The 16,134-nt window shown below is 68.2% G+C and carries 16 protein-coding genes, 2 tRNA genes and 1 other RNA gene; 13 read left to right on the forward strand and 6 right to left on the reverse strand.

The window, feature by feature from the left end; all coding sequences use genetic code 11:
* Positions 1–155: 155 nt before the first annotated feature.
* Positions 156–1,181 (reverse strand): prephenate dehydrogenase, encoded by a 1,026-nt coding sequence (locus BLS40_RS08460; RefSeq protein ID WP_092151250.1) that lies wholly within the window; start codon positions 1,179–1,181, stop codon positions 156–158.
* Between the two features lie 39 nt (positions 1,182–1,220).
* On the opposite strand from BLS40_RS08460, the gene BLS40_RS08465 reads away from it, so the two are divergent.
* The 6 genes from BLS40_RS08465 (at position 1,221) to tgt (ending at position 6,307) form a co-directional block, all read left to right on the forward strand.
* Positions 1,221–1,712, forward strand: coding sequence for a tRNA adenosine deaminase-associated protein (locus BLS40_RS08465; RefSeq protein ID WP_092151253.1), 492 nt, complete (start codon positions 1,221–1,223; stop codon positions 1,710–1,712).
* 22 nt (positions 1,713–1,734) lie between these two features.
* The gene (locus tag BLS40_RS08470; RefSeq protein ID WP_092151255.1) at positions 1,735–2,163 is read left to right on the forward strand and encodes a nucleoside deaminase; all 429 of its coding nucleotides are present in this window, start codon (positions 1,735–1,737) and stop codon (positions 2,161–2,163) included.
* A gap of 89 nt (positions 2,164–2,252) precedes the next feature.
* A complete protein-coding gene (locus tag BLS40_RS08475; protein WP_092151257.1) occupies positions 2,253–2,459 on the forward strand; it encodes a CsbD family protein in 207 nt (68 codons plus the stop codon).
* 38 nt (positions 2,460–2,497) lie between these two features.
* Positions 2,498–2,585 (forward strand) — tRNA-Ser (locus BLS40_RS08480).
* Positions 2,586–2,670: 85 nt separating this feature from the next.
* On the forward strand, positions 2,671–5,052 hold the full coding sequence (locus tag BLS40_RS08485) for an MMPL family transporter (RefSeq protein WP_092151259.1): 2,382 nt from the start codon (positions 2,671–2,673) through the stop codon (positions 5,050–5,052).
* The gene (gene tgt / locus BLS40_RS08490) at positions 5,045–6,307 is read left to right on the forward strand and encodes a tRNA guanosine(34) transglycosylase Tgt (RefSeq protein WP_092151261.1); all 1,263 of its coding nucleotides are present in this window, start codon (positions 5,045–5,047) and stop codon (positions 6,305–6,307) included. The genes BLS40_RS08485 and tgt overlap by 8 nt, the downstream gene beginning before the upstream one ends.
* On the opposite strand, the gene BLS40_RS08495 is transcribed toward tgt, so the two are convergent.
* Positions 6,252–6,911 (reverse strand): queuosine precursor transporter, encoded by a 660-nt coding sequence (locus BLS40_RS08495; protein WP_172808018.1) that lies wholly within the window; start codon positions 6,909–6,911, stop codon positions 6,252–6,254. The two genes, tgt and BLS40_RS08495, sit on opposite strands and share 56 nt — an antisense overlap.
* An 18-nt stretch (positions 6,912–6,929) precedes the next feature.
* Between BLS40_RS08495 and gluQRS the strand changes: the two genes are divergently transcribed.
* On the forward strand, positions 6,930–7,823 hold the full coding sequence (gene gluQRS, locus BLS40_RS08500) for a tRNA glutamyl-Q(34) synthetase GluQRS (protein WP_092151265.1): 894 nt from the start codon (positions 6,930–6,932) through the stop codon (positions 7,821–7,823).
* A 10-nt stretch (positions 7,824–7,833) separates the two neighbouring features.
* Here the strand turns inward: gluQRS and BLS40_RS08505 are convergent, their stop codons facing one another.
* Complete coding sequence (locus tag BLS40_RS08505) at positions 7,834–8,583, reverse strand: esterase/lipase family protein (RefSeq protein ID WP_407922427.1); 750 nt, start codon at positions 8,581–8,583, stop codon at positions 7,834–7,836.
* Between the two features lie 178 nt (positions 8,584–8,761).
* Positions 8,762–8,847, reverse strand: a tRNA-Ser gene (locus BLS40_RS08510).
* A 126-nt stretch (positions 8,848–8,973) separates the two neighbouring features.
* On the opposite strand from BLS40_RS08510, the gene ffs reads away from it, so the two are divergent.
* The 6 genes from ffs to recR all read left to right on the forward strand — a co-directional run bounded on the left by ffs (position 8,974) and on the right by recR (position 14,134).
* Positions 8,974–9,068: signal recognition particle sRNA small type (ffs, locus tag BLS40_RS08515), an RNA gene on the forward strand.
* 254 nt (positions 9,069–9,322) lie between these two features.
* The gene (locus BLS40_RS08520; RefSeq protein ID WP_092151269.1) at positions 9,323–10,594 is read left to right on the forward strand and encodes an aminotransferase class I/II-fold pyridoxal phosphate-dependent enzyme; all 1,272 of its coding nucleotides are present in this window, start codon (positions 9,323–9,325) and stop codon (positions 10,592–10,594) included.
* Entirely contained in the window at positions 10,591–11,127 is a 537-nt protein-coding gene (locus BLS40_RS08525) for a suppressor of fused domain protein (RefSeq protein ID WP_092151271.1), read from the forward strand. The genes BLS40_RS08520 and BLS40_RS08525 overlap by 4 nt, the downstream gene beginning before the upstream one ends.
* 16 nt (positions 11,128–11,143) lie before the next feature.
* A complete protein-coding gene (locus BLS40_RS08530) occupies positions 11,144–13,072 on the forward strand; it encodes a DNA polymerase III subunit gamma and tau (protein ID WP_092151273.1) in 1,929 nt (642 codons plus the stop codon).
* A gap of 67 nt (positions 13,073–13,139) precedes the next feature.
* Positions 13,140–13,496 (forward strand): YbaB/EbfC family nucleoid-associated protein, encoded by a 357-nt coding sequence (locus tag BLS40_RS08535; RefSeq protein ID WP_092151275.1) that lies wholly within the window; start codon positions 13,140–13,142, stop codon positions 13,494–13,496.
* A gap of 11 nt (positions 13,497–13,507) precedes the next feature.
* On the forward strand, positions 13,508–14,134 hold the full coding sequence (recR, locus tag BLS40_RS08540; protein WP_092151277.1) for a recombination mediator RecR: 627 nt from the start codon (positions 13,508–13,510) through the stop codon (positions 14,132–14,134).
* On the opposite strand, the gene BLS40_RS08545 is transcribed toward recR, so the two are convergent.
* Both BLS40_RS08545 and BLS40_RS08550 read right to left on the reverse strand, forming a co-directional pair.
* Positions 14,131–14,847 (reverse strand): type 1 glutamine amidotransferase, encoded by a 717-nt coding sequence (locus tag BLS40_RS08545; RefSeq protein ID WP_092151279.1) that lies wholly within the window; start codon positions 14,845–14,847, stop codon positions 14,131–14,133. The genes recR and BLS40_RS08545 overlap by 4 nt on opposite strands.
* On the reverse strand, positions 14,840–16,111 hold the full coding sequence (locus BLS40_RS08550; protein ID WP_092151281.1) for a Mur ligase family protein: 1,272 nt from the start codon (positions 16,109–16,111) through the stop codon (positions 14,840–14,842). Before BLS40_RS08550 ends, BLS40_RS08545 begins: the two co-directional genes overlap by 8 nt.
* Positions 16,112–16,134 lie beyond the last annotated feature (23 nt).

Here is a 16,134-nt window from a genome sequence, read left to right on the forward strand (position 1 = left end):
ACCTGAAACCCCGGGCCGAGCGGTCCGGGGTTTCGTGTTTCACCTTCCCCCCTAAACCTTCCCCCTAAACTCGGACACCCCGAACTTGCCCCGGGTTTAGACGGAAGAGGGGGATGTTGCACGTTCCGGGTTTAGGGGGAGCGGGACGCACCCCCTCAGAACACCTCCACGCGCCCGCCGAGGGCCTCGATCTGCTCGAGCTGGCGCACCCACCCGGGCGCGCCGGGGTGCACCCGCATGACGGGGCGCGAGGAGATCTTCACCGGCGAGACGGATTCGTGCCGGGCCCCAGAGCGCGCGCCCATGCGCACGTAGGCGCGGTTGCCGGACTCCGCCAGCTGCTTCAAGGAGGGGGTGTTGGCGGACAGGGTGGCGCGGGCGTCGACAAGCAAGGCGATGAACTCGTCGAGCACCGGAACGAGCGCTTCTGCGTTGGTCTCGCACATGTTGCGGACGAGCGAGGGGTCGGTGTCGGCGACTCGGGTCGCGCCCTTGAACGAGCCCGCCGCCAGCGACTGCGCAAGCGTGCCGCCGTGGTCGCCCACGATGGCGAGCGACTCCGCGATCACGTGCGGCAGGTGCGAAACGCGCGCGACGGCCTCGTCGTGGCGGCTAACGGACACGGGCACGGCCTCCGCGCCCGTCACCGACGCCAGGGTGCAGACCTGCACAAACAGGGTCGACCACGACTCGGGCACGGGCGTGCCCGCGCCGTCGAGCTCGGCGGCGTAGTCGTAGGTCACCGCCCAGGCCGCGCGGTGGAACAACCCCTCAAGGGAGGCGCCCCAGCCGGAGTTCTCCGTGCCGGACATGGGGTGCCCGCCGACGTAACGGGACTGCAGCCCGTGGGAGCGGACGAGGTCGTAGACCGGCTTCTTCACGCTGACCACGTCGGTGATGCCGCAGTGCGGCGCATGTTCCGCGATCGCGGCGAGCACCTGGCCGACGGCCTCCATGGGCACGGCGATGACGATGAGCGCGCTGGCCTCTGCCGCGCGGCGCAGTGTGTCCGCGAGGTCGGTGGAGACGTCGAAGCCTTCCCTCTGGGCGGCGCGGGTGGCCGAGCGCGAACGGTTGTAGCCGAACACGTCGAGCTCGCGGGCGCTCAGGTCGCGCATGATGGAGCCCCCGATGAGCCCGAGGCCGAGGATGCAGACAGGAGGGAGGTTGGCGGAAGTCACGGCATCAAGTTTCTCACAACGCGACTACGCTGACTATCCATGAGCCAGGATTTCGACGGGTATGAGGACGGCTACGCGGTTGTCGTCGCCAAGCAGGGCGGGGAATGGGTCGTGCGCGAGTTTGCCGATTCGTTCGAGTCCCTGGCCACGTCCGTCGCGGCGGTCCGCGGGATGCGCAGCGAGGGGGCGGCGTTCGCGATCCTCAACGTCGAGGAGGGCTACCTGGTGATCGTGCGGCCCGGGCCGTCGACAATTCGCGTGCTCATCTCGGACGCGACGATGGCGGTGGACGATGACTTCGCCGCCGAGGTGCTCGCGGAGGCCGGCATCGAGGTCCCCGACATCGACGTCGACGAGCTGGACATGGTCGACGGCTACCCGGACGGCGACTTCGACATCCTGGCGGACGTGGGGCTGCGCAGCGAGGTGCTCGAGGTGATGCTGGACTCGGACGACGACCCGTACCTCATCATCGAGCGCATCGCCGATGAGCTGGGCTTTTCCGACGAGCTCGCGGACGCCCTTGACTGATCTGCGGCTCGCGGAGGTACGCATGGGCCGGGCGATTCAGCTCGCCCGCCTCACGCCGCGTGGCGACGTCCCGGTGGGCGCCGTTGTCTTCTCACCTGACGGCCGCGAGGTGGGGCGCGGCGTCAACCGCAGGGAGGAGCTGCGCGACCCGACCGCGCACGCCGAGGTGGAGGCGCTGCGTGCCGCCGCTCGCACGCTGGGCACGTGGCGTCTCGACGGCTGCGAGCTCGTGGTCACCCTGGAACCGTGCACGATGTGCGCCGGCGCGATCCTGGGTGCGCGCGTGTCATCGCTGGTCTTCGGCGCCTTCGAGCCGAAGACGGGGGCGGTGGGCTCGCTTTTCGACGCCCTGCGTGACCCCCGCCACCTGCACACCGTCGAAGTGCGCGGCGGGGTGCGCGAGGAGGAGAACGCGGCGCTTCTCAGCGAATTCTTTGGCCGCCTGCGGTAATCCGGGAGTGACTCGAGACACAATCGTTATCCCGGGCCTCCGGCGCCGCTGCTAGGTTGGTGTCACAGACCAACAGAAAGGATCGCATCATGGCATTCGAAGGTAAGGGCGACCAGCTCAAGGGCAACATCAAGGAGGGCCTCGGCGAGGCCGCCGGCGACAAGTCCCTCGAGAACGAGGGCAAGGCGGACAAGCTCGGCGGCGATATCCGCGAGAAGGCGTCCGAGGCCGGCGACGCCATCAAGGACTCCGTCAATGGGGCGGCCGCGAAGATCCAGGACGCGCGGGAGAACTAATTTGGTCTCGCGGACACGCTACCGTTAATCTGTTTCACGGTAGCGTGTCCGAGCGGCCGAAGGTGCTCGCCTCGAAAGCGAGTGTGGGTAAAACCACCGCGGGTTCAAATCCCGCCGCTACCGCCAAATTCACGCTAAAGCCTCCGACCTTCACGGGTCGGGGGCTTTGTCTGTAACGACCTCCATACCTCTTATGTAAGGACGCGCAAAAGTGGCGAAATTTTTGTTCAACGTGGGTCGCTGGTCCTACCTGCACAAGTGGCGGGTGATCGCGGCGTGGCTGCTGCTGCTGGCGGCCACGGCCGGCGCGGCGGCCACGTTGTCCAAGCCGTTCACCTCGGAGTTCGCCATTTCCGGCACACCGGCGATTGAGGCCTTGGGCACCCTGGACGAGAACTTCCCCGGCTCGGGCGACATCGCGACCGCCCCCACAGTGAACCTGGTGTTCGCCGCCCCCGAGGGGCAGCGACTGGACATCCCGGAGAACATGGAGGTGATGGACCGCACCGTCGACTACATCGCCGACAACTTAGACGGAATCACCGCAACGGAACGGTTCGGTAACCCGGTCAGGGTGAACGAGGAGCTGGGCCGCACCATCGTCGAGCAGATGACGCAGATGGGTCTGCCGGAGGAAAACGCGCGGGCGGACGCGTACAACGTGCGCACGCTGTCCGACGACGCACGGATCGGGTTCACCTCCTTCAACTTCGGTGCCGACTCGGCGATGACGGTCACCCAAGAAGAGCGCGACGTGGTCAACGAGGCGATGGAGCTCGGCCGCGCCGCGGGGCTGACGGTGGAGGCGGGCGGCCCGGGCTTCGGCGAACCCATCGAGATCAAAACCACCAGCGAGCTGATCGGCCTGGCCGTGGCGTTCGTGGTCCTGCTGTTTACGTTCGGCTCCCTGGTCGCGGCGTCGATGCCGGTGATCACCGCCGTGATCGGCGTGGGCATCGGGGCGCTGCTCATCCTGGTGGCCACCCATTCCGTCGAGCTCAACGAGATCACCCCGGTGCTGGCGGTGATGATCGGCCTGGCCGTGGGCATCGACTACGCCCTGTTCATTCTTTCGCGCTACCGGCAGGAGCGCGCCCACCTCGCCGGGCCGGACGCCGCCGGCCTAGCCACGGGCACCGCCGGGTCCTCGGTGGTGTTCGCCGGGCTAACCGTGTTCACCGCGCTCATCGCGCTGGCGCTGGCGCAGATCGAGTTCCTCACCTGGATGGGCGTGGCCGCCGCCGTCACCGTCGCCGTGTCCGTGCTCATCGCGCTCACGCTGATCCCGGCCCTGCTCGGGGCGTGGGGCGAGAGGTCCTTCGCGGTGAAGATCCCGGGCGTGGCGGGCAACCCCGGCCCAGGCCGCAGGCCGGCCAAGAACCTGGCAGCCTCGTCGATGGGGCGCAGCTGGGTGCGGTTCGTGCGTCGGTTCCCCGCGGTGGTGATGGCGGTGGTTGTGCTCGGGCTGGGCGCGTTGTCCATCCCCGTGCTGGGGCTGCAGATGTCGCTGCCGTCGGACTCCACGTCGAACTACGACACCACCCAGCGCAAGGCGGCGGATCTGATGGCGAAGGGCTTCGGCCCGGGGGTCAACGGGCAGTTCCTCCTCGTCGTCGACGCCCACGACGTGAACCCGCACGCCGAGATCCTCCGTCCGTACATGGACGCGATGCCGGACGAGACCGTCGGGGACGCGCAGAAGGCGGCGCTGGCGTCCTTCCTGTACACGGTGGGGGAGGCCAAGAGCGTCAACGGTGTCCGCCACGCGCAGCTCGTCGCCGTCAACGAGGACCTGACGGCCGCACAGATCGCCGCGACACCGGTCACCGGCCCGGAGGAGGAGTTCACCCTGTCCGTGGCCCACGCACTGCGGGAGACGAGCGCCCGGGTGGAGGACGCCACCGGCGTGACCATTGGGCTCACGGGCCTGACGGCGGTGCAGATGGACATCACCGAGGAGCTGGCCAACGCGATGCCGCTGTACCTGTCCATCGTCGTGGGCCTAGCCATCGTGCTGCTCATCCTGGTCTTCCGCTCGATCATGGTGCCGGTGGTCGCCGGCCTGGGCTTCCTCCTGTCCGTCGGCGCCGCCTTCGGCGTGACCATCGCCGTGTTCCAAATGGGCGCGTTCGGCCTGGTGGACACCCCGGCCCCGATCATTTCGTTCATGCCGATCTTCCTCATCGGCGTCACCTTCGGCCTCGCGATGGACTACCAGGTGTTCCTGGTCACCCGCATCCGCGAGCACTACCTCAAGCATCGCGGCGGCCCGGGCGGGGAGCTGCGGGCCGTGGAGGAGTCGACGGTGGAGGGCTTCGCCCAGGGCGCGCGCGTGGTCACGGCCGCCGCGGTGATCATGATCGCGGTGTTCGTGGCGTTCGTGGACCAGCCGCTACCGTTTATCCAGATCTTCGGTTTCGCCCTGGCCGCGGCCGTGCTGTTCGACGCCTTCTTTATCCGCATGACCCTCGTCCCCGCCACCATGTTCATCCTCGGCCGCGCCACCTGGTGGATGCCACGGTGGCTGGATCGCATCCTGCCCGAGGTCGACGTCGAGGGCACAGAGCTGGAAAAGGAGTTCGAGCATGCATGATCTGAGTTTCGAGGTGGGCGCGCAGCTTGACGACGCCCCCGGCAAGCACGGCCGCACCGGCACCATCCACACCCCCCACGGCGACATCGCCACGCCTGCGTTCATCCCGGTGGCCACCAAGGCGACGGTGAAGACGCTGACCCCGGAGCAGATTCGCCGGGTCGGCGCCCAGGCGATCTTGTCCAACGCCTACCACCTCTACCTGCAGCCCGGCCCCGACATCGTCGACGAAGCCGGGGGAGTGGCCGCGTTCGAGAACTGGCACGGCCCGACGTACACCGACTCGGGCGGCTTCCAGGTGATGAGCCTGGGCGTGGGGTACAAGAAGGTACTGGCGATGGACACCCTCCACCACAACCGCAATGACATCCGCGCGGGTGAGAAGGAGCGCCTTGCCAAGGTGGACGAGGACGGCGTGGACTTCAAGAGCTTCATCGACGGCTCGGCGCACCGGTTCACCCCGGAGGTGTCGATGCAGATCCAGCACCAGCTGGGCGCGGACATCATCTTCGCCTTCGACGAGCTGACCACCCTGGCGGACACCCGCGCCTACCAGGAACACTCCGTGGAGCGCACCCGCCGCTGGGCGCAGCGCTGCCTCGACGAGCACGACCGGCTCACCCGGGAGAGGGCGGGCAAGCCGAAGCAGTCGCTGTGGGGCGTGGTGCAGGGCGCCCAGTACGAGGACCTGCGTCGCCACGCCACCCGCGGGCTGCTCGACCTCGACGCCCGGGCGCGCGCCGAGGGGCGGCGCGGCTTCGGCGGCTTCGGCATCGGCGGCGCGCTGGAGAAGGAACACCTGGGCACGATCGTCGGCTGGGTCACCGACGAGCTGCCGGCGGACAAGCCGCGCCACTTGCTCGGCATCTCGGAGCCGGACGACATTTTCGCCGCCGTGGAGGCGGGCGCGGACACCTTCGACTGTGTGGCCCCCACCCGCCTGGGCAGGCGGGGCGGGGTGTACACCTTGGACGGGCGGCTCAACCTCACCGGCGCGCGCTTCAAGCGCGACTTCACGGGCATTGACGAGGAGTTCGGCGGCTACGTCTCCGAGAACTACTCGCGTGCGTACATCCACCACCTGCTCAAGGCGAAGGAGTTCCTCGCCGGCACGCTGTGCACGATGCACAACCTGGAGTTCATGATCCGGCTCGTGGATAACATCCGCGCCGCCATCCAGGACGGGACCTACCCGGAGTTCAAGGCCGAGTTTCTGGGACGGTATTACGCTCCAGCCGCTTCACCCACGCAATGACCTGGTAGGTGACGGGCACGAGCACAGCCTCCATGAGCGTCTTCCACGCGAAGCCGACGACGACGTAGTTGATGAACTGCCCCGGTGTCTCAATGCCGATAACGCCGGCGGCGATCGCGCAGAAAATGAGGGTGTCGAAGAACTCGCCGACGATCGTGGAGCCGATGAGGCGCGCCCACAGGTGGCTGGGCCCGAAGCGGTCTTTCATCTTCTGCAGCACCCACGCGTTGAGCAGCTGGCCGACAACGTAGCCCGCCAGCCCGGCGATGAGGATCCGGGGCAGCGTGCCCAAAATCGAGGCGAAGGTCTCCTGCGCCTCGTAGAAGGGCGCGGGAGGAAGGGCGATGGCGATGCTGAATGATGCCACCGCTAGCAGGGTGACACCAAACCCGATGAAGACGGTGCGACGCGCCGCCTTGAAGCCGTAGACTTCTGCGATGACGTCGCCGATGATGTAGGAGATCGGAAAGAGGAAGAAGGCTCCATCGGTGATCAGAGGCCCGAGCTGCACGCCCTTTTGCGCGGTGATGTTCGAGATGATGAACACCGCGCAAAACACGGCGACAAGAATGGGGTACGGGGAGCGGGTAGTGGGATGATTCACGCGTAATATCTTAAGGCCATGACGGCCGGACGCTATGCACCCTCCCCGAGCGGGGATTTGCATTTCGGCAACCTGCGCACCGCGGTGCTGGCGTGGTTGTTCGCGCGGCAAAGCGGCCGCGCCTTTTATTTGCGTGTCGAGGATATTGACTCGGAGCGGTCTTCCCCGGAGTCCGCGCGCCGGCAAATCGAGGATCTGCAGGCGATCGGCCTGGATTTCGACCCGCCGGTTATCTACCAGTCGCAGCGCTCGGAGTTGTACGAGGCCGCGCTGTCTCGCCTGCCTGTCTACGAGTGCTACTGCACCCGCCGCGACATCCGCGAGGCGTCCGGCGCGCCCCACGTGATGCCCGGCATGTACCCGGGCACGTGCCGCGACCTCAGCGAGGATGAGCGCGCTTATCGACGCTCCCAGCTACGCGCCGAAAACCGCCTCCCGTCTCTGCGCCTGCGCGCGTCGGTAAGAGAATGGACAGTGCGGGATCTCTACCGCGGAGAGTACACCGGCGCCGTCGACGACGTCGTGTTGCGGCGCGGTGGCAACGTCAACCAGGCCCAAGCCGGCGACTGGGCGTACAACTTGGCCGTGGTCGTCGACGACGGCGAGCAGGGCGTCGACCAGGTCGTGCGCGGCGACGACCTGCTGGACTCCTCGTTCACCCAGGCGTACCTCGCGCACCTACTGGGCTTCCGTGAGCCCGAGTACGTGCACGTGCCGCTGGTGGTCAACCGGGAGGGGCGGCGCCTGGCCAAGCGCGACGGGGCGGTCACCCTGCGCGAGATGGGCCCGGTGGACGACGTCGTGGCCCGCATTTCGGAGTCCGTGGGGTGCGCGGGCGTCTCCTCGACGTCCGTGTTGCTTGAGGCCTTCGACCCGGCGGCGCTGCCGCGCGACCCGTGGGTGTGGTGCTAGAGGGAAGTACCTACGCCCGGCAGTCCTCCGGGCCGGGCACCACTTCGTCCAACGGGCGCTCGAGCCCCCATTGGGTCAGCGCGATCATCGTTCGGTGCGTCGGCATGTACGGGTGGGTGATCGGGATGGCGGGGGAGCAGGCGGCCTGCGCGTCGAGGTTCGCCACGTTCGCGCCGGGAACCGCCTCGAAGAAGGACGCGGAGTTGGGGGTGACCACCGTGTCCAAGCTGGACACCAGCGACGTGTACGTCACGCCCGCGGCGGTATCGGGGTAGGAGTTGGCCTCCACCATCGTGGGAGACCCGGCGACCTGCTGGATTGCCGCAGGGGAGCTCACGAGCGAGGTGAACGTGGGCAGGAGGGTGGACCACAACAGCGAGAATACGGCCGTGCCGTTGAGGGTGGTGCCGTGCAGGTTCCCGCCCAGGGTGACGACGCGGCCGACCTCGTCCGCGTTGCCGAAGCGGGAGACGTAGTTCTTCGCATGCAGCGCGCCCTGGGAGTGGGCCACAAGGTCCACCTTTTCCGCGCCGGTCTCCTCGAGGACGCTGTCGATAAAGGCGGCCACTTCTTGCGAGCTCTCCATCAGGTCGGCGGTGCCGTAGGGGCTCAGCGGCTCCCGGCCGTAGTTGACGGCGTAGATGCAGTAGCCCTGACCGCGCAGGTGAGAGGCCATTTGAGTGAACATCGATGCGTTGGCGTAGGTGCCGTGGATCAGTACGACGGGGTTGGGATGCTCAGGCGCCGGAACGCAGGACAGAAGCGGCTATCGCACATGCCAGTACGGCGGCCGCGCAGGAGCGAGCAAGTTTGATCACAGGTGGATACTAACGCTAACCCAGGCGGCGTGCTGGGCGGCAAGAGAACAGAGGGGCGAGAGCACCCACTCTCGGGGGCACGTAAGAAAACTCCCCCGCGTAAGCAGGGGAGTCGGAGGGCGGAGGATGTGGGATTTGAACCCACGAGGGTATTGCTACCCGCACGCGTTCCAGGCGTGTGACATAGGCCGCTAGTCGAATCCTCCAAAAAGCAACGCTCACGCGTCGGGGGATAACTTTAGCCGATGGGCATTTGCGGGCCAAAACGGCAGGTCACTTTGCGTCACTCGAGGGCTTTTGAGGTTGGCGTGTCCACCGGCTAAAGTGTGGCCCTAGGATCCCACGCGGTGCTTATCTTGTGAACTCCCCCAGGGCGGGAACGCAGCAAGGGTCAGCGAGCTCTGGCAGGTGCGTGGGGTCCCTTTATCGTGCCGTGGAGCCAAGCGCAATCCCTGTTCGACCGGAAGCGCCGTGAACCCCTCCTGAACAAACCTGCAGCCCGTTCCGGTCGAACTCGCCCTGCCGGCCCAGAAGTACCTGTTCGACCGGAAGCGCTGAATGAGGCCTTCGCAGCCCCGGAATAACCGTTCCGGTCGAACACGCAGTGCGCGAGGCCCTGGAGACACGCGCCGGCCACGTACCATGGGCACAGATTGTCCGCCGACGAAAGTGACGCACCCGATGTCTCTCCTGGATCTTGAGAAGAACGAACTTGACCAGCTCGCCGCCGACGTCCGAGCACGCTACGAGGACCTGAAGGCCAAAGACCTGAAGCTGGACCTGACGCGCGGCAAGCCGTCGAGCGAGCAGCTCGATTTCAGCAACGAGCTGCTCAGCCTGCCCGGCGACGGGGACGTCACCGACGGGACCGGAGCCGACGTGCGCAACTACGGCAACCTGGCCGGCATCGCGGACATCCGCGAGCTGTGGGCCGACGTCCTCGGGGTCGACCACACAAACGTCATCGCGGGCGACGCGTCCTCACTCAACATCATGTTTGACCTCATCTCCTACTCCTACGCGTTCGGCAACAACGACTCCGAGCGCCCGTGGAAGGACGAGGCGGACGTCAAGTGGGTGTGCCCGGTGCCGGGTTATGACCGCCACTTCACCATCACGGAGCAGTTTGGCTTCGAGATGGTCCAGGTCCCCATGTTGGAGGGCGGCCCGGACATCGACGCGATTGAGAAACTGGTGCAGGACCCGCAGGTCAAGGGCATGTGGTCGGTGCCGATCTTCGGCAACCCCACCGGCATCTCGTACTCGCGCGACGTCATCGAGCGCCTCGCCGCGATGGAGACCGCGGCTCCCGACTTCCGCATCGTGTGGGACAACGCCTACGCCGTGCACACGCTGACCGGCGAGTTCCCGGACAACCCGGACGTCATCACGATCGCGGCAAACCAGGGCAACCCGAACCGCTTCTGGTACATGAGCTCGACGTCGAAAATTACTTTCGCCGGCGCGGGCGTGTCCTTCTTCGCGTCGTCGAAGGAGAACCTGAACTGGTACTCCCGGATCGCAGGGACCCGCGGGATCGGCCCGAACAAGGTCAACCAGCTGGCGCACGCGCGGTTCTTCCACGACGCCGAGGGGGTGCGCGCCCTGATGCGCAAGCACGCCGGGTCGCTCGCGCCGAAGTTCGCCGCGGTGCTGGAGATCTTGGAGGAGCGCCTCGGCGAGCACAACGTGGCGACGTGGACGAAGCCGGAGGGCGGCTACTTTATCTCGCTGGACGTCATTGACGGCACGGCGGACCGCGTGTGGGAGCTGGCGAAGCAGGCCGGCATCACCCTGACCAAGGCGGGCGCGTCCTTCCCGCACGGCAAGGATCCGCGCGGGCGCAACATCCGCCTCGCCCCGTCGCTTCCGCCGCTGGAGGAGGTCCGCGAGGCGATGGACGGCGTTGCTACGTGTGTCCTGCTCGCCGCCGTCGAAAAGCTTGGGGCATGACGGGCGACGAGGTCGCGGCCTGGCTCGCGGGGATTTTTCCCGACCTTCGCCTCTCGCTTACCGACGCCCGCCCCTACGCCACCGCGACCCTGGGCGGCCTCCCCGTCGCGGTGACGGTGGGGTTCTCGAGCGTGGACACGGGCCTGGTGATGCAGGACGACGCGAACACGCAGGTGCGCTGCGAGATTGTGTGCCGCGCGGACGCGCAGCCGCAGGAGGTGGCCGAGGTGGTCGTGGCCGCCACGCGCATGATTGAGTCGCTGGGCGTGCCCGCGCAGCCCGGCACGCTGCTGGAGAATCTGCTGCCGAGCAACCACGTGCGCCACGGCTACCTGCGTGAGCCGGAACTGTTCGAGCGGGGCACGCCCCTGTTCAACGAGCCGGGCAGGATGACGCTGCTGCTGGAGCTCATCCTGCTCACCGACGACGAGCGAGACGTCTTGCGCGAGCGCGGCTATTCGGGGCTGGCCACGCGCCTGCGCCGCCGCGGCGTGCGGGTGGGGGACTGGCAGCGGGACGCTGACGAAGGCTAGGGCTAAGCTGGCTGCCGTGGCTTTGTACCGGAAATACCGTCCCGCGTCGTTCGGCGAGGTGATCGGCCAGGAACAGGTGACCAGGCCGCTGTCAACGGCGCTGGACAACGGGCGGATCAACCATGCGTATCTGTTTTCCGGGCCGAGGGGGTGCGGGAAGACGTCGTCGGCACGCATTTTGGCGCGCTCCCTCAACTGCGTCCATGGCCCGACGTCGACGCCGTGCGGCAAGTGCGCGTCGTGCGTTTCGCTGGCGCCGGGCGGCCCCGGCAACCTGGACGTGATGGAGCTGGACGCCGCCTCCCACGGCGGTGTGGAGGACATGCGCGAACTGCGCGAGCGCGCGCTGTTCGCGCCGGCGGAGTCGCGCTACCGCGTCTTCATCATCGACGAGGCCCACATGATCACGAAAGAGGGCAACAACGCCCTGCTCAAGGTGGTGGAGGAGCCGCCGGAGCACCTGATTTTCATCTTCGCCACCACCGAGCCGGAGAAGATGCTGGGCACGATCCGCTCCCGCACCCACAACTACCCGTTCCGGCTGCTCACGCCGCAGGCGATGCGCGAGCTGCTGGAGAAGGTGGTGCGCGAGGAGGGCGTGGTTGTCGAGGACGCCGTGTACCCGCTGGTCATCCAGGCAGGAGGCGGCTCGCCGCGCGACACCCTGTCCATCCTGGACCAGCTGCTTTCCGGCGCGGGTCCGGACGGCCTGACGTACGACCTCGCCATCCCGCTGCTGGGGGTCACCGAGCTTTCGCTTGTCGACGCCACCGTCGACGCGCTGGCCGCCCGCGACGCGAGCGCCATGTTCAGCACGATCGATGACGTCATCGAGGCCGGCCACGAACCGCGCCGCTTCGCCAGCGACCTGCTGGATCGCCTGCGCGACCTGATGCTCATCCGTACCGTGCCCGACGCCTTCGGCCAGGGCCTGGTCAGCGCCCCGGCGGAGCGCGTGGAGGTGCTCACGGCCCAGGCGCAGCGGTTCTCGGGCAACGAGCTGGCGAACCTCGCCTCCGAGGTCAACGACCGCATGGCGTCCCTGCGTGGCGCCACCAGCCCGCGCCTGCTGCTCGAGGTGATGATGGCGCACCTGATCACCTCCCCGGAGGTATCTGCGCCGGTGCAGGTCCCGGGGCCGGATCTGCCGTCGCAGCCCGCGCAGCTGGCCCCGAACTCGCCCGCCCCGGTGACGCAGAACCGCTCCGGGGCCGCTGCCGCCGCGGCAGCAGCAGCGGCCGCGAGCGAACGCAGCACCCCGCGCACGACGTCCACGCCCGGCCCGCAGCGCGCGCCGAAGCCCGACCCCGCACCCGTGGAAACCCCCGCCGCGCCGGATGAGGACCTCTTTGAGAAGGTCCGCGCCGACTGGACGCGCATGCGTCAGGCCGTGGGCGAGCGCAACAAGGTCGCCGAGATCATGCTCACCGAGGCCAAGCCGCTGAAGTTCGACGGCGACACCCTCGTCGTCGGGCACAACACCGGGGCCCTGGCGGAGCGCATCAACGCCGAGAGCAACAACGCCGACATCGCCGCGGTGTTCTCCGAGCGCCTCGGGCGCGACGTGAAGGTGCGCTGCGTGGTGGGCACCACGGCGCCTTCAACCACTGCAGCCCGGACCCCGCGTGCCGCCGAGGACCGGCCGGACCCCGAGCCCGAGGAGCCTGCCCCGGCCCCGGACGAGCGCGATTGGCGGGCGGCTGCCGAGGCCGCGAGCAGGCGGGCGTCGTCGCGCTCGCAGCGCGAGGAGATCCCGCTGCCGCCGGAACCAGAGGACCCGGAAGACACCGTAGAACCGGAGGAGCCCGCGCCCGACTACACGCGCGAGGACGAGGAGCGCGACATGGTGGTTCAGGCGCAGGAGGAAGGAGCGCGGGACCGCAGGGACGCGACCGCGGTGGCCATGGATCTGCTTGCCTCTGAGCTCGGGGCGCGCCCGCTGTAGGGCAGGTAGACTGACGGAGAAAATCACTCATTGACAACCCGACGAATCGAAAGGGTGCTACCCCACCATGACCCAGCCGAACATGCCCGCTGACATGCAGGAACTTATCCGCCAGGCCGCTGAGGTGCAGGCGCAGCTGCAGCGCGCCCAGGAGGAGCTGCTCAACACCACTGTCGAGGGCACCGCAGGCGGCGGCCTCGTGACCGTCACTATGACCGGCGGCGCCGAGATCAAGGATCTTTCCATCAAGTCCGAGGCCGTGGACCCGGAGGACGTGGAGACGCTGCAGGATCTCATCCTCGCCGCCTACCGCGACGCCCACAACAAGGCGGGACAGCTCGCCCAGGACAAGATCGGCCCCCTGACCAACCCGGCCGGCGCTCAGCAGGCCCCCGGCGAGATCCCCTTTGGCGGCATCATCTAAGATTCGCCTCCATGTTTGAAGGACCGCTGCAAGATCTTATCGACGAGCTCTCGCGCCTGCCCGGCATCGGCCCGAAGAGCGCGCAGCGGATCGCCTTCCACCTGCTCAAGCAGGACCCCGATGACGTCGACCGCTTGGTCGGCGCCCTGAACGCTGTGCGTGACGGGGTGACGTTTTGCCGCATCTGCTCCAACGTCTCGCGCGAGGACGTCTGCCGCATCTGCGCAGATTCCGGCCGCGACGCAGGCCTGGTGTGCGTGGTCGAAGACGCCAAGGACATCCAGGTCATTGAGCGCACCGGGGAGTTCCGCGGCCGCTACCACGTGCTCGGCGGGGCGCTCGACCCTTTGTCCAACATCGGCCCCAAGGACCTGGCCATCGCGCCGCTGCTACAGCGCATTGGCGCCGTGTTGCCGGACGTGGACGGTGCGGAGCCGCCGAACGTGCACGAGGTGATCATCGCCACCGACCCGGACACTGAGGGGGAGGCCACGGCCTCCTACCTGGCGCGTCTGCTCAAAGATTTCCCCGACCTGGTGGTCTCCCGCCTCGCCTCGGGCATGCCGCTCGGCGGCGACCTGGAGTTCGTCGACGAGCTGACGCTCTCGCGCGCCCTGACCGGGCGGCTGACCCTCTAGCGCAGGCGCTCGAGGCGCAGGCGGTCGACTTCCCCCAGCTCCAGGGGCTCCAGCTCAGCCAGCGTCACGCCCAGGGCGTTGGCCAGGAGCAGGTCGGCGAGCTGCGGGTTGCGCGCCAGCGCGGGGCCGTGCATGTAGGTGGCCACCACGCTGCCCTGAACAACGCCCTCAACGGAGCCGTCCGCGTTGCCCACTCCGCGTTTGACGGTCCCCAGCGCCGAGGCGTCCGGGCCCAGCACGGTGCCGCCCATGTGGTTCTCGAACCCCGTCAACGGCTCGGTTAGCGTAGCTGTGATACCCGCGCGGGTGGGGCTGGCGGACACTTCGCCGATCGCGCGCGTGGACATGGGGGACGTGGTGGCGTCGATAAGCCCGAGCCCGTCCACCTGCGTGCCGTGAGCGGTAAACGTGCGGCCGAGCACCTGCATGCCGGCGCACACGGCGAAGATCGGGCGGCCGTCGGCGGCGGCGGAGGCCAGCCCCGGCGAGGCGGCCAGCTTTGCTGCGGCGATGACCTGCGCGGAGTCCTCGCCGCCGCCGATGGTGTAGATGTCGCAGTTGTCGGGGACGGTGCCGTCAAGCAGGATGCGCTCGATCTCTGCCGGGATGCCGCGCATCCGCGCGCGCTGGCGCAGGACGAGCGCGTTGCCGTCGTCGCCGTAGGTGCCCAGCACGTCCGGCAGAACGAGGCCGATGCGCAGATGCTTAGCCACGATAATCCTCCTGCTTGGTCAGATCCTTCTTCAGGTCGCGGAACGCGGTGTAGTTGGCCAGCACCTCCACGCGGCCCGGGGGGCAGGCGCGGATCGCCTCAACCGGATCGTGGATCAGGGAGTGTTCGATGTCGGCGTAGAGCAGGCGCACGGCGAGGTCCGTGCCGCGCTCGCCGGCGGCGACGACCTTGACCCCCTCGAAGTCCTCGAACTTCACGTCCCACAACCACGACAGGTCCTCGCCGTCGGCGACCTGGCCGTTGGTGGCGATGACCAGGCCGTCCGCGCCGCGGTCGACCATGCTCAGCGCCTCCTGCCACCCGGCCGGGTTCTTCGCCAGCAACAGATGCACCTCGCGCTCGCCGAGCGTGACGGTGGAGTAGCGGCCCGCGACGTTGTCCACCTTCTCCGTGGCGCGCACCGCCTGCTCGAGGTCGACGCCGAACGCCTCGACCGCGGCGGCAATCGCCTGGGCGGCGTTGCCCAGGTTCGCGCGCCCGGGAAGTTTCAGGTTCAGCTCGCGGGCGCCGTGCGGGGTGTGCAGCGTCTGCCCCTCGAGCCAGTAGGCGGGGGTGGGGCGGCGGAACTCGCGGCCGTCGGCAAGCGGTTCGACCCCGTACCAGTCGCCCTCGGTTTGGACCACGTGGCCGCCAGAGCGCGGATTGGTCACCGAATCTCCCAGCCACCCCGCACCCGCGGCGACCCACACCACGTTGGGGTGGTCGAACGCGACCGAGGAGATGAGCACGTCGTCGCAGTTGGCGATGACCTTCATCTCCGGGTGCGCTTCCACGGCCGAGCGCAGGGCGCGCTCGATTTTGTTGATCTCGCCGACGCGGTCGAGCTGGTCGCGCGAGAGGTTGAGCAGCACCAGCGCCTGCGGTCTAAGCCGCTCGGCCACCGCCGGCACGTGGAGTTCGTCCACCTCGAGGGCGATGTGCGAGGCATCCCTGCCCGCCAGGAGCGCGGAGACGATGCCCGCGTCCATGTTGTCGCCGCCGTCGTTGGTGGCCACGGTGTATCGCGCGCCCAGCGCGCCGGCGAGCATCCGGGTCGTGGTGGATTTGCCGTTCGTTCCCGTGACCAGCACCGCGGGGCGGCCGCGGCCGAGCGACTCCATGATGGTGGGGTCGATCACGCCCGCGACCAGGCCGCCGATCATTCCGCCCGCGCCGCGCCCGGTGGCCCGAGACGCGGTGGTGGCCACCCGTGCCGCCGCGACCGCCGCGCGGGAGCGCAACCGGGAAAGAGGACTATTTTTCATGCGCACCACACTACGCCTACGGC

This window comes from Corynebacterium mycetoides, from assembly GCF_900103625.1.
Lineage (GTDB): Bacteria > Actinomycetota > Actinomycetes > Mycobacteriales > Mycobacteriaceae > Corynebacterium > Corynebacterium mycetoides.

Excerpts from the sequence above, each read along its gene's own strand:
- gluQRS (WP_092151265.1), top strand. The coding sequence starts at position 6,930 with ATGACGGCCGGACGCTATGCACCCTCCCCGAGCGGGGATTTGCATTTC.
- BLS40_RS08535 (WP_092151275.1), top strand. The coding sequence starts at position 13,140 with ATGACCCAGCCGAACATGCCCGCTGACATGCAGGAACTTATCCGCCAG.
- tgt (WP_092151261.1), top strand. The coding sequence starts at position 5,045 with ATGCATGATCTGAGTTTCGAGGTGGGCGCGCAGCTTGACGACGCCCCC.
- BLS40_RS08550 (WP_092151281.1), bottom strand. The coding sequence starts at position 16,111 with ATGAAAAATAGTCCTCTTTCCCGGTTGCGCTCCCGCGCGGCGGTCGCG.
- BLS40_RS08470 (WP_092151255.1), top strand. The coding sequence starts at position 1,735 with ATGGGCCGGGCGATTCAGCTCGCCCGCCTCACGCCGCGTGGCGACGTC.
- BLS40_RS08465 (WP_092151253.1), top strand. The coding sequence starts at position 1,221 with ATGAGCCAGGATTTCGACGGGTATGAGGACGGCTACGCGGTTGTCGTC.
- BLS40_RS08525 (WP_092151271.1), top strand. The coding sequence starts at position 10,591 with ATGACGGGCGACGAGGTCGCGGCCTGGCTCGCGGGGATTTTTCCCGAC.
- BLS40_RS08475 (WP_092151257.1), top strand. The coding sequence starts at position 2,253 with ATGGCATTCGAAGGTAAGGGCGACCAGCTCAAGGGCAACATCAAGGAG.
- BLS40_RS08520 (WP_092151269.1), top strand. The coding sequence starts at position 9,323 with ATGTCTCTCCTGGATCTTGAGAAGAACGAACTTGACCAGCTCGCCGCC.
- recR (WP_092151277.1), top strand. The coding sequence starts at position 13,508 with ATGTTTGAAGGACCGCTGCAAGATCTTATCGACGAGCTCTCGCGCCTG.